Source organism: Mesorhizobium sp. W050 (assembly GCF_054719535.1).
In genome coordinates, this window is the sequence record NZ_JBTTIH010000001.1 from 4988671 (window position 1) to 5000319 (window position 11649).

The 11649-nt window shown below is 64.1% G+C and carries 12 protein-coding genes; 4 read left to right on the forward strand and 8 right to left on the reverse strand.

The window, feature by feature from the left end:
• Positions 1-21 precede the first annotated feature (21 nt).
• Positions 22-609, forward strand: coding sequence for a hypothetical protein (locus tag ACYG9Y_RS23965; protein WP_023749330.1), 588 nt, complete (start codon positions 22-24; stop codon positions 607-609).
• 445 nt (positions 610-1054) lie between these two features.
• Here ACYG9Y_RS23965 and ACYG9Y_RS23970 read toward each other — a convergent pair whose 3' ends face one another.
• Positions 1055-1309, reverse strand: coding sequence for a hypothetical protein (locus tag ACYG9Y_RS23970; protein WP_198018657.1), 255 nt, complete (start codon positions 1307-1309; stop codon positions 1055-1057).
• A 145-nt stretch (positions 1310-1454) separates the two neighbouring features.
• Positions 1455-2558: a LacI family DNA-binding transcriptional regulator gene (locus ACYG9Y_RS23975; protein ID WP_031253435.1), complete on the reverse strand. Its 1104-nt coding sequence runs from the start codon at positions 2556-2558 to the stop codon at positions 1455-1457.
• A gap of 580 nt (positions 2559-3138) precedes the next feature.
• Here ACYG9Y_RS23975 and ACYG9Y_RS23980 point away from each other — a divergent pair.
• The 3 genes from ACYG9Y_RS23980 (at position 3139) to ACYG9Y_RS23990 (ending at position 6793) form a co-directional block, all read left to right on the forward strand.
• Positions 3139-4101 (forward strand): sugar-binding protein, encoded by a 963-nt coding sequence (locus ACYG9Y_RS23980; protein WP_023684049.1) that lies wholly within the window; start codon positions 3139-3141, stop codon positions 4099-4101.
• 122 nt (positions 4102-4223) lie between these two features.
• Positions 4224-5762, forward strand: a complete 1539-nt coding sequence (locus tag ACYG9Y_RS23985) for a sugar ABC transporter ATP-binding protein (protein ID WP_023749329.1) — start codon at positions 4224-4226, stop codon at positions 5760-5762.
• 44 nt (positions 5763-5806) lie between these two features.
• Positions 5807-6793: an ABC transporter permease gene (locus tag ACYG9Y_RS23990; RefSeq protein ID WP_023672350.1), complete on the forward strand. Its 987-nt coding sequence runs from the start codon at positions 5807-5809 to the stop codon at positions 6791-6793.
• A 2-nt stretch (positions 6794-6795) separates the two neighbouring features.
• On the opposite strand, the gene phnN is transcribed toward ACYG9Y_RS23990, so the two are convergent.
• From phnN to iolE, 6 genes are all read right to left on the reverse strand, one after another.
• Positions 6796-7425: a phosphonate metabolism protein/1,5-bisphosphokinase (PRPP-forming) PhnN gene (gene phnN / locus ACYG9Y_RS23995; RefSeq protein WP_023739732.1), complete on the reverse strand. Its 630-nt coding sequence runs from the start codon at positions 7423-7425 to the stop codon at positions 6796-6798.
• Entirely contained in the window at positions 7422-8576 is a 1155-nt protein-coding gene (locus ACYG9Y_RS24000) for an alpha-D-ribose 1-methylphosphonate 5-triphosphate diphosphatase (RefSeq protein WP_023739733.1), read from the reverse strand. The genes phnN and ACYG9Y_RS24000 overlap by 4 nt, the downstream gene beginning before the upstream one ends.
• Before the next feature lie 35 nt (positions 8577-8611).
• Positions 8612-9319 carry a DUF1045 domain-containing protein gene (locus tag ACYG9Y_RS24005; protein ID WP_023739734.1) on the reverse strand — a complete coding sequence of 236 codons (708 nt, stop codon included), beginning with the start codon at positions 9317-9319 and terminating at the stop codon, positions 8612-8614.
• Positions 9320-9456: 137 nt separating this feature from the next.
• Positions 9457-10269 carry a 5-deoxy-glucuronate isomerase gene (gene iolB / locus ACYG9Y_RS24010; protein ID WP_023739735.1) on the reverse strand — a complete coding sequence of 271 codons (813 nt, stop codon included), beginning with the start codon at positions 10267-10269 and terminating at the stop codon, positions 9457-9459.
• 191 nt (positions 10270-10460) lie between these two features.
• Positions 10461-10709, reverse strand: a complete 249-nt coding sequence (locus ACYG9Y_RS24015) for a hypothetical protein (protein ID WP_023739736.1) — start codon at positions 10707-10709, stop codon at positions 10461-10463.
• A 9-nt stretch (positions 10710-10718) separates the two neighbouring features.
• A complete protein-coding gene (iolE, locus tag ACYG9Y_RS24020; protein ID WP_023739737.1) occupies positions 10719-11636 on the reverse strand; it encodes a myo-inosose-2 dehydratase in 918 nt (305 codons plus the stop codon).
• Positions 11637-11649: the final 13 nt, after the last annotated feature.

The following is an 11649-nucleotide window of genomic DNA, read 5'->3' on the forward strand; positions in this document are numbered from 1 at the left end:
ACCAGCACGGGGAGCGGCGTTATGGATTTCTTTAAAAGTTTAACAAAGGTCTTGGCCGGCGGCGCGGTTACCGTGGCTTTGTGCTTTCCGGCTGGCGCGGGCGGGCTCAGTGTGGGCATCGGCGGCAGCGGTGGGGTGGGTGTTTCGGTCGGCGGCAGTGGCGGCGGGCTTGGCGTCGGTGTCTCGGTCGGCGGGAGCAAGGGCGTCAATGCCGGAGCGACGGTCGGAGGCACCAGCGGCACCACCGCCAGTGTCGGCGCCTCGGTTGGCAGCGGCGTTACCGCCGGCGCCGGCGTATCGGTCGGCACGGGCGTCGGGGTCGGGGTCGGCGCAACCGTCGGCAGCAGTGTCGGGGTCGGCGCCGGGGTCGGGGTGGGCAGTGGAGTGACGGCCGGGGTCGGCGTCGGCATTGGCACACAGACAACGTCCACCAGCCCTAGGGATCCCAACACGCCAGCGGTGCCGGCGCGGCCGGCGGTGGTTGCCATCAGCGCCATGTCGGCCGGCCAGATCGCCAAGATGAAGAAACGCTGCGCCAGCGTGCTCAGCGGCAAGGGCACCTACGACCGGGACCTGAAGGAGCTCTGCCGGATATTGGCGCGGCGCTGAGTACCGCAACATCGCATCTGCCGTGGGGCGTCAGTCTCTCAGCCAGCCACTGCCGCAAGGTGGCGGGCATTCTTAGGGGGTAGCTTTGCCAAGCGGTTCAGAGTTTCGCGGAAAGGCGGAACCGCTCAGGCTGTGCGCTTTCATCGGCGGCATTCCGCATGGCTTGGTCGCCGAGCCGAAGGAAGCGCGCCGCCCGGTAGCGGCCTTGCGCTAGAGCATTTCGCCGAAACGGCGAACCGCTCTATATGTCTGTTTTTACGCAATTACCAAGGAAAGCGCGCACACTTTTCCTGGATTGCGCTAGCCTCTGCCGTCCGCCCGGCCGCGCGTTTCGGCCGGCTCAAAGATTCGCCTCTGGCCTTTTGTATCACCCGCTCTAGCTGCTTTGTGTTAGGCTCGTCATGTTAGCCTTGTCTTGCTGATGGAGGTTTTGATGGATCGGCGATCATTCTTGACAGCATTGTTCGGCGTTGCGGGGGCCGCGGCGCTTGCTACCGCGGTTCGGCCTCTCGAGGCCGTGGCCGGGGTTCCCAATGTCGGTAACGGCATTCTCGATGAACTCGACAAGCAGGATGCCAATTCGTTTGATGACGACGAAGGCGCTGGCGATGTTGAGCAGATCTCGCATCGGCGATGGCACCATCGTCGCCACCACAGGCGGCATGTCTGGAGACGGCACTGCCGCACGTTCTGGCGGCATGGCCGGCTGCGCCGGCGCTGCTATCGCAGGCGCTCCTTTGTCGTCTTGCGGTTCTAACCGCGGCAGGTTCCGGATAGTCCCTGCCCTGAGGCGCAACCACCAAACAGACCCATCCCGATTTGCATCGGGATGGGTTGGTTCAGCTTTATCCAGCCACAGCTGCCACCGACTCCCGCTCGACCAGCGGGCATTCCAGCTTGGTGATGGGATAGCGGCCGCGGCCGGCAGGCGGCGGCACTTCGAGCTGTTCGATCGCCCATTGGCCCATCGCCATGTGCGGCAGGATCGATGTCGTCAGCGGCGGGAACAGGTGACGGGCGATCTCCTCGTCGTCATAGCCGACGACGGAGATGTCCTGCGGGATGTGCAGGCCCGCCTCCTTCAGCGCTTCGTAACAGCCGATGGCCGTGCGGTCGTTCTGGCAGAAGATAGCGGTCGGACGCTCTTTCAGCGCCAAAAGCTTCACGGTCGCCGCGTAGCCGGCGCTCGCCGACCAGTCGCCCTCGACCACCAGTTCGGGATCGAACGGGATGTCGGCGGTGGCGAGCGCCCTGCGGTAGCCTTTGAGCCGGTCCTGCGCGGCCTGCATCCACGGCTCGCCGGTGATGGTGGCGATGCGGCGGTGGCCGTGGCCGATCAGATGCCGGGTCGAGTTCTGGCCGCCGGCGATCTCGGACGGCACCACGGCCGGGAAGGCATAATCGGCCGTGTAGCAGTTGAGCAGGATGACCGGGATGTCGAGGCCGTAGAGGAAGTCCGGTGCCGTGATCTCGCGGGTGAAGATGGTCATGTAGACCAGCGCCGAGATGCCGCGCCTGGTGAGCGCCGCAATGGCGCGCGGCTCCATGACGGAGTCGCCCATCGTCTGCGCCACGAGCAACACATTGCCGGCGTTCCACGACGCCTGGCGCGCGCCCTCGATGGCGACAACGGCTTCCGGGCTTGTCGCCAGCTGGTCGACAGCGAAACCGATGACACCGTCAAGTCCATCGAAGGCGGGAACAGGTTTGCGCAGCGCCGAGAAGGCGGGTGCTGCGTAGCCGAGCGCACGCGCGGCGTCGATCACCCGCTCGCGCGTCTGCTGCGACAGCCGGATGCCGGGCGAATCGTTGAGCACGAAAGAGACGGTCGCCTGCGAGCACCCGGCTGCCCTGGCGATGTCGGTCATGGTGACGCGGCCGCCCTTGGCGGCTCTCGCCGGCGCCTTGCGCCGCTTCGCCGTGTCGTCCGGATCCCTCGTCTCGCTCATGGCATTGCGTCCCAATCCCCAGCCTGTCTAGTCGCAAGCCTGCCACACCGACAAGATGGTGTCGCGCCGTCGACCAATGGAAATAGTCGAAGGCGTTTATCTTCATTAGCAGCTTTGAAGTTCCCCGCCATGCCGCTGCGGGCTGCGTGAAATTCGAGGACTGCAAGGCATCTGCTTGCGCGAAGCGGTGCTGCACCTGTTCGGGAAAACTAGACCTAGGGCCACCGCCGAGTGTCCGCGCGAGACCTCTGCTAATAGTGTTTACTAATACAAAACGACGCTGTAACGTCAATCCGCCGTGTCCGGTCAGGTGGGACCCGTGCGGCGAGAAGTGCACGTGAATGGCCCGATGGCGAGCGGGGTTTGCCTCCGCAAGCGTGGTCTCGGACATCTGATATGTCAGACAAATCAGACTATTTACGAGCACGGGATGAGTCTCTAATGTCCGTGATCGCGACCGACGACGCCATTCTTCAGCGCCGGGAACCCCTGAGGAGGAGGGCGTCCAAATCGCGAGCGGCAAGTCAGTGAATGCAAGATCGGTTCAGTCCGACGACTGAGCCAAAACGGGAGGTTGAACATGAAATCCTTGATACGACATGCATCCGTGGCCACCGCAGCCCTGCTGCTTGGCCTGACCGCGACAGCCATTGCGCGCGCCGACGACAAGCCGACGCTGGCCTTCGTCGTCAACGGCGCTTCCGATTTCTGGAAGGCCGCCGAAGCCGGCGTCAAGAAGGCGCAGGCCGAATTGCCCGACTACAATCTCGAACTCAAATATCCCGAGCAGTCCTCGGTCGCCATCCAGCAGCGGCTGATGGACGATCTGGTGACCGCCGGCGTCAAGGGCATCATGGTCTCGGCCGTCGATCCCAAGACCTCGACCGACGGTCTGAACAAGATCGCGTCGGAAACGGCGCTGTTCACCACCGACTCCGATGCCCCGCAGACCAAGCGTGTTGCCTATATCGGCTCGTCCAATGTCGACGCCGGCAAGCAGGCGGCCGAGATCGCCAAGAAAGCGATGCCGGACGGCGGCAAGTGCCTCGGCTTCGTCGGCCTGCTCGGCGCCGACAATGCCAAGGAACGCATCCAGGGCATGAAGGACGGCCTCGCCGGCAGCAAGATCGAACTGGTGGACGTGCGCGGCGACGACATCGACCAGGCGCGCGCCAAGAAGAATGTCGAGGACGCGCTGGTAGCCAGCCCCGACATTACCTGCATGGTCGGCTTCTATTCCTACAACACGCCGCGCATCTATGAAGCGCTGCGCGACGCCGGCAAGCTCGGCTCGATCACCGTCGTCGGCTTCGATGACGATCCGATCACGCTGGGCGGCGTCAAGGAAGGCACCGTGGCGGCGACAGTCGTGCAGCAGCCCTTCGAATGGGCCTATCAGGGCATGAAGCTGATGGCCGCCTATCTCAAGGGCGACAAATCAGGCATTCCGGAAGGCGGCCTGATCATCATCCCGACCAAGATCATTGGCAAGGATGATGTTGACGCCTATGCCGCCAATCTGAAGGCGATGTCCGGAAACTGAGACCACGAGCAGTTGCGCCGGCTCAGGGTTCGCCTTGAGCCGGCGATCGTGTTGACGGGCCGGCCAAGGCCCGTCAGTCTGTAGCCCACCGGCTGCTGGCAAGCCTGATCAAATATGGCGTGATGAATTATTCCGACCCATCCATCGTCGCAACCACCCCGTTCCTCGGCCTCGAGAACGTGCGCAAGACCTATCCGGGCGTGGTGGCGCTCGATGGTTTTTCCATGGAAGTCAGGCCGGGCGAGGTGATCGGCCTGGTCGGCGAAAACGGCGCCGGCAAATCGACCTTGATGAAGATCCTCGGCGGCGTCACCAGGCCGGACAGCGGCGCCATCACCGTCGACGGCGTTGCGCATGACGGGCTCACCGTCGAAGGCAGCCTGGGGTCGGGCATCGCCTTCGTCCACCAGGAACTCAATCTGTTCGAAAACCTCGATGTTGCCGCCAATATCTTCTTCGGCCGCGAGCCGTTGCGCGGCGGGCCGCTGAGATTGGTCGACCGCGCCAAGCTGCGCGAAATGGTGGCGCCGCTGCTGAAGCGTGTCGGCGCCAACTTTTCCGCCGATACGCCGGTTGCCTCGCTGTCGCTTGCCCAGCAGCAGATGGTCGAGATCGCCAAGGCGCTGTCGATCAAGGCCCGGCTGGTCATCCTCGACGAGCCGACATCGAGCCTGCCGCTTGCCGAAACCGACAAGCTGCTCGACGTCATCAAGGCGCTGAAGGCCGATGGCATCAGCGTCATCTTCATTTCGCACCGGCTGCATGAGGTCGAGCGCGTCGCCGACCGCGTCGTGGTGCTGCGCGACGGCATGCTGGCCGGCACCTTGCCGAAGAGCGCCATCAACCACGACCAGATGGTCAAGCTGATGATCGGCCGCATGCTGAAGGAGCGCGAAAAGGCCTCCGAGGCGGCGCGGGCGCCGGGCGCCACTGCGCTCTCGGCCAAAGCCATCCGCACCCCCGCCTACCCTGCCCGGCCGGTCGGCCTCGACATCAGGCGCGGCGAAATCCTCGGCCTTGCCGGTCTTGTCGGTTCCGGCCGCACCGAACTGGCGCGGGTGTTCTTCGGCATCGACAGCACGCTTGGCGGTGGGCTCGAACTCGACGGCAAGCCGCTTGTACTGGGTTCGGCGGCCGATGCGGTCGCGCATGGCATTTTCCTGGTTCCGGAAGACCGCAAGCTGACCGGCATTTTGCTTGACCTGTCGATCGCGCAGAACATCTCGCTGCCCAACCTGCCGGCGCATGCGAAGCGTCGACTGGTGTCGGCAAGCTCCGAGGCCGCCACCGCAGAGAAGCAGAAGACGAATCTCGGCATCAAAGCGCCGTCGGTGCAGACGCGCACCGGTACGCTGTCGGGCGGCAACCAGCAGAAGGTGGTGCTGGGCAAATGGCTGGCGATGAACCCTAAGGTGATGATCCTCGATGAGCCGACGCGCGGCATCGATATCGGCGCCAAGGCCGAGATTTACGGGCTGATGCGAGCCTTGGCCGATGCCGGCGTCGCCGTGCTGATGATCTCCAGCGACATGGAAGAGGTGATCGGCGTGTCCGACCGCATCGCCGTCATGCATGAGGGCCAGATCTCGGGCATTCTCGACAAGGAACAATTCAGCCAGGAAAACGTGCTGTTGCTGGCGGTCGGCAAGCCGGCAAACTAGCGGGCTTCAGGCGATTGCCGGTCCGACGCATTGGGGAGAAGACGATGAGCAAAAAAGATCTCGGCCTGCTGATCCTGATCCTGGTGGTCGGCGCCGTGGTGACCGCCATCAACCCGCGCTTTCTTTTGCCGATCAACCTCGCCAACACCTCGAACCTGATCGGCCTGTTCGGGATCCTCGCCATCGGCCAGGCCTTCGTCATCATTACCGGCGGCATCGAATTGTCGGTGGGATCGCTGGTGGCGCTGCTCGGCACGCTATTCATCGATTTCATCGCCGTGCGCGACATGCCATGGCCGCTGGCGCTGCCGCTGATCCTGGTGCTGGGCGGCATCATCGGACTGGCGCATGGCTGGCTGATCACAAGGCTGAAATTGCAGCCCTTCGTGGTCACGCTGTGCGGCCTTTTGATCTATCGCGGGGTCGCCCGTTTCTATACCGCCGACGGCACCGCCGGCTTCGCCTTCGGCCAGAATTTTCCCGAGCTCGAATTCCTCACCGCGGGCCGCAGCTATGGCGTGCCCAACAGCTTCATCGCACTGATCGTCATTTCGATCGTCATGTGGGTGGTGCTGCACCGCTCGGTGTTCGGACGCTACCTCTATGCCATCGGCAAGAACGAAGAGGCGGCGAAATATTCGGGAATTCGCACCGGCCGTGTCGTGATGGCCGCCTATGTCATCTGCGGCGTGCTGACGGCGCTGTCGGCGATCTATTTCGCCATGTACACGCGCTCGATCTCGCCGGCCAGCCACGGCCAGTTCTACGAGCTCTACGCCATTGCCGCCGCCGTTCTCGGCGGCTTCTCGCTGCGCGGCGGCGAAGGCTCGCTGGTCGGCGTCATCCTGGGCACCGTGCTGCTGCAGGAGTTGCAGAACCTGGTCAATCTGCTCGGCATCCCGTCCTCGCTCAACTTCGCGGTGATGGGCGGCGTGATCCTGATCGGCGTGCTGGTCGACCAGCAATGGGGCGTGTTCCGCGCAAGGCGGCTGATGCTCGATGCCAGCCGGAAGACTGTCGCGGCGGAGTAGCGCTACATCACGCCGGATATATCCGAGAAGGCCATCGCCTTGCGCAGCACCTCGGCGAAGCGTTCTCCGGCGGCTTCGCGCTGGCCGCCATTGTCGATCGAGGTGACGCCGGAGCCGGACAAAGCGACATTGGCGCTGCGGGCGAGCCGAGCCAGCACTTCGCCGCGCGATTCGCGGCCGCGCTGGGCGAGACGCTCGGCGAGGATTTCCGGCGAGGCGGTGATCTCGACGACAGCCAGATTGGCATAGCGCTCCCGCAGCACCGGGATGACTGCGCGCGAGACATTGGCGACCGCGACATAGCCGTTGGCGATGGACGAGTCGACATCGGCCGGAATGCCGTAGCGCAGGCCGTGCGCCTCCCAGGAAATGGCGAAGGCGCCGTCGGCCTCGGCTTCGACAAAGGCCGCGTCGGCCAGCGTGTCGTGATCCTCGCTTGCCGCATCGCTCGGCCTGGTGATGACCCGGCGGACGAACTCCAGCCTCGTCTCGTCGGCAAACAAGGTGCGGGCATAACCGATTACCGTATCCTTGCCGGCGCCACTCGGGCCGACGACGGCGACAAACACGCCGTTGCGGAGCGGAAAGGCCTCGCTGCTGAGTTCGCGCTCGATCGACGCCGAGACCATCAGGCGACCCGGCGCCCTTGGCGCCAGACAGTGCGCACGACCGGCACATGGTCGTCGACGCGCACACGCACGAGGTCGGCGCGGCGGCCCTGTTCGATGACGCCGCGGTCGTTTAGGCCGATCGCCTCGGCCGGATTCTTCGACACCATCGCAACCGCCTGCGGCAGGGAAATGCCCTCAACGACGTCGCCGAGGAAGAAGGCCGACTGGATCAGGCTGAAGGGAATGTAGTCGGACGACAATATGTCGAGCAGGCCGTCGCCGGCCAGCGTGCGGGCCGAGACGTTGCCCGAATGCGAGGAGCCGCGCATGACGTTGGGCGCGCCCATCAGCACGCCGAGCCCGGCATCCTTCGAGGCCTTGGCGGCTTCCAGCGTGGTCGGGAATTCCGCGACGCGCACGCCCTGCTCGATCGCTTCGTCGACATGGCCCGATGTGGCGTCGTCATGGCTCGCCAGCACAATGCCCCGCTCGTTGCAGGCGGCTGATATCGCCACCCGGTTCGGTCCCGAATTCTTCGCTGATTCCGACATCCGCTTTTCGCAGAACAATTGGAAGTCGCGATCGGTCAGCTTCAGCTTGCGCTGGTAGTAATAGGCGTAGGTCTCGAGATTGACGAACTGGCGCTGTCCCGGCGCATGGTCCATCAGCGAGGCCAGTTTGACCCGCTCGTCGCCATCGAAATTGGCGAAAGCCCGCAAGCAATCCGGCGCCGAGACCTCGCAGCGCAGGTGCAAGAAATGGTCGGCCCGCAACCGGTCTTTCGCGACGCTGTCCTCGATCGCGCCGGCGAGCTTGCGGATGTCGTCGCAGGTAATATCCGCGTCCTCGTCCATGCCGACACGCAAAGCGTCGAGCACGGTGGTGATGCCGGCGGTGGCCACCTGCGCGTCATGGGCAAGGACGGCGGCGATCGGGTTCCAGCGCACTTTCGGGCGCGGCGCATAGTGGCCTTCGAGATGGTCAGTGTGCAGCTCGACCAGGCCGGGAATGATGTAGTCGCCGCCCATGTCCTCGCCGCCCATGCCCCCGCCGGTGTGGCCGGTGCCGGCGTCGACGCCGGAGATAAAACCGTCGCGCAGCACGAGCGACCCTTCGACGATCTCGTCGGCAAGCACGATGCGGGCGTTGTGGAGAACAGTTTCGGCGGTCATTTCAGGCGGTCCCTGGTTACTCGGACGAATTGCGGTTAGGCGGTTTTTCGGGCAGCGCGGCGGCCGAGCGCATGATGCGAAAGCACCATGAACGGAGCGCCCGGTTCGGTTTCGACGAACAGCGTCAGCGCATCCACCAGCACCGGCTGCTGCAGCACATCGGCGAACAGGCTGTCGATTGCCGCGCGCAGACGTTGGCTTTCCTGCGGCCCGGCCCGGCCGGACAGCGTCATGTGGAAGCGAAAGGTCTCGAACACGTAGGGGTAGCCCCACTGACAGAGATTGCGGAACTCGGCCGGTTTCAGCGAATCCGGGCTGCGCCGTTCGATTTCCGCTTCGGTGAGCGGCGCGCGAAAACGGTCGAAGCTAAGCACGACATCATCGGCGAAACGGTTGAGCGGCGGCAGCGGACCTTCCGGCACCAAAGCGAAGAAACCATCGATCTGGCTGACGACCAGGCGCGGGATGGTGACCGTCGGCGTTGCTTTGGCAAAGGCGTCCAGCGCCGCGCGCAACGAGCTTTCGGTTTCGTTGGCGGCCAACCGGAAGGGCGCTTTCAGCGTCGCATGAAAACCGTAGCGCCGCGCCGATGCGGTGTGAAAGGCGACTTCGGCCGCCGACAGCTCGCCCACCGCCTCGACCGGCCTGGTGGCGGCGCCAAAGGGGTCGCGACCCAGCCAGTTGGCGGCGATCCGCGCCAACGGCTCGTCCTGCCTCGGGGTGAAATAGATGGCGTAGCGCATCGAAAAAAATCCTCGTCAGCCCGCTGCCATAGGTGATTTCCATGACGGATTGACGAAGCTTATGCGAGTTTTCGAAGGCAAATCGACCCCATGGATCGTTAGCCGACGATTTTTCTTCCGGCGCAAGCGAAGGCCGATCAGGCCTTCATGAGCCATTCGTGCTCGGGCGCGTTGTGGAACTTCCACGTCCGCTTCGGCCCGGCCATGACGTTAAGGTAATAGAGGTCGTAGCCGTGACAGGCCGCGCACGGATGATAGCCCTTGGGCACCAGCACGACATCGCCGTCCTCGATCGCCATCGCCTCGTCCAGTTCGCGGGCGCCCGACTTGTCGGCGTCGGTGTAGACGCGCTGGAAGGCAAAGCCCTGCGGCGGGTTGAGGCGGTGGTAATAGGTTTCCTCAAGATAGGATTCGGCCGGCAGATTGTCCTGATCGTGCTTGTGCGGCGGGTAGCTCGATGTGTGGCCACCGGGCGTGATGACCTCGACCACCAGCAGCGAGTCGGCGGGCTTGCCCTCGGGCAATATGTTGGTGACGTAGCGCGTGTTGGTGCCTTTGCCCCGAGTCTCCTGGCCGAGGTCGTCGGGTGCGATGACGCGAACGGGCAAGCCGCCGCCCAGGCCCGGCGCCGAGCAGACCGCGAGTTCGAGATCGGTGTCGGCGGTGACCGACCAGTCCGAACCCTCCGGAATATAGACCGACCACGGCTTGCCCTCGAAGGGCGACATGCGCTCGCCGAGCAGGCCAAGTTCCCGGCCGCCGGCCCTTGCCGTGCCCTTGCCGGTGACGAACACCAGGCAGACTTCGCGATCCTGCGTCTTGCCGGATGCGGTCTCGCCCGGCTTCAGGCGGTGCAGGTCGAAGCCGACATAGGTCCATCCGGCGCTTTTGGGCGTGACATGGGCGACGCGGCCATGGCCCTTGTCGGCTTTGACGAGCAGTTTCGACATGTTTTGTCTCCTATCGCAAGTCTTCGAGGTCGGCCTCTCAACTTCGTCATCCTAGGGCGAAGCAGGAGCGAAGCTCCGTCGCGAAGACCCTAGGATGACGAAGCTAGGGACGTTCCGACCAATCACCGACGTAGGCGATAAGCCAGGTGTCGAGTGTCCGACCCGCAAGCTCCTTCCGAGCCGCGGCCGCTTCATTCCTTCGGTTCGGCGTCCGCCTTCGCTTCGCCGGTCTTCGGTCGATCAGGCGCAGCCTTGCTCTCCTCCACCGGCTTGTAAAGATAGAAGAACTGCCACACCGCGTAGCCAGCAAAGCCGAGCGCGATAACACCCCAGAACGGCGTGCCGGAGGCGAATTCTATTCCCGCCCAGATCACGCAGACGGCGACGACGGCAACGCGCCGCCACAGCGGCCGGAAGAACGGGTGCTCGTAATCCTTCATTGGATCGCCTCAGGCATTGGGAAAACCCTGCGTTTCCACCGTGTAGCCGGCCGCCGTCATCACCCGCATCAGCTCCCTGTAACCCACTTGGGCCATCTTCAGCGGCGGGTTCTTTTTCGGGTCCTGCTCGGCCTCGACGACGAACCAGCCTTCATAGCCATGGTCGGCGAAGCGCTGCACGATGGCGCCGAAATCGAGCGAACCGTCGCCAGGCACCGTGAAGGCACCGAGCGCCACGGCGTCGAGAAAGGACTGCTTCGTGCGGTCGAGCCCGTCGATCACGCCCATGCGCACATCCTTCACATGGACATGGCTGATGCGCTTGTGGTGGTTGTCGATGGCGCGCAGCACATCGCCACCGGCAAAGGCGAGATGCCCTGCATCGAGCAGCAACGGAATGCCTTCGCCGGAATGGCGCATGAAGGCATCGAGCTCCGGCTCGGTCTCGACCACCGCCGCCATGTGATGGTGATAGGACAGCGGCATGCCTTGCTCTGCGCACCATTCGCCGAACTCGGTGAGGCGCCTGGCATAGGCCTTCATTTCGTCGTTCGACAATTTCGGCTTGGTGGCGAGAGGCTTGGAGCGATCACCCTGGATCGAGCGGCCGACCTCGCCATAGACGATGCAAGGCGCATTCACCGCCTTGAACAGGTCGATCATCGGCTGGATGCGATCCCTGTTCTTGCCCATATCCTCATCAACCAGCGTGCCGGAGAACCAGCCGCCGCACAGCGTCACGTCGGCCTTTTTCAGGATCGGCAGCATGATTTCGGGCTCGTTTGGGAAACGCCGGCCCATTTCCATGCCGGTGAAGCCGGCAGAGCGCGACTGGCGCAGGCACTCTTCCAGCGAGACGTCGTCGCTGAGTTCGGCAAGATCATCGTTCCACCACGCAATGGGGGACATGCCCAGTTTGGCTTTCAAGTTTTAGCTCCGG

What these genes read in the sequence shown, in the direction of transcription:
- ACYG9Y_RS23965 (WP_023749330.1), top strand. Translation starts at nt 22, where the DNA reads ATGGATTTCTTTAAAAGTTTAACAAAGGTCTTGGCCGGCGGCGCGGTT.
- ACYG9Y_RS23970 (WP_198018657.1), bottom strand. Translation starts at nt 1,309, where the DNA reads ATGCCGCCAGAACGTGCGGCAGTGCCGTCTCCAGACATGCCGCCTGTG.
- ACYG9Y_RS23975 (WP_031253435.1), bottom strand. Translation starts at nt 2,558, where the DNA reads ATGAGCGAGACGAGGGATCCGGACGACACGGCGAAGCGGCGCAAGGCG.
- ACYG9Y_RS23980 (WP_023684049.1), top strand. Translation starts at nt 3,139, where the DNA reads ATGAAATCCTTGATACGACATGCATCCGTGGCCACCGCAGCCCTGCTG.
- ACYG9Y_RS23985 (WP_023749329.1), top strand. Translation starts at nt 4,224, where the DNA reads ATGAATTATTCCGACCCATCCATCGTCGCAACCACCCCGTTCCTCGGC.
- ACYG9Y_RS23990 (WP_023672350.1), top strand. Translation starts at nt 5,807, where the DNA reads ATGAGCAAAAAAGATCTCGGCCTGCTGATCCTGATCCTGGTGGTCGGC.
- ACYG9Y_RS24000 (WP_023739733.1), bottom strand. Translation starts at nt 8,576, where the DNA reads ATGACCGCCGAAACTGTTCTCCACAACGCCCGCATCGTGCTTGCCGAC.
- ACYG9Y_RS24005 (WP_023739734.1), bottom strand. Translation starts at nt 9,319, where the DNA reads ATGCGCTACGCCATCTATTTCACCCCGAGGCAGGACGAGCCGTTGGCG.
- iolB (WP_023739735.1), bottom strand. Translation starts at nt 10,269, where the DNA reads ATGTCGAAACTGCTCGTCAAAGCCGACAAGGGCCATGGCCGCGTCGCC.
- ACYG9Y_RS24015 (WP_023739736.1), bottom strand. Translation starts at nt 10,709, where the DNA reads ATGAAGGATTACGAGCACCCGTTCTTCCGGCCGCTGTGGCGGCGCGTT.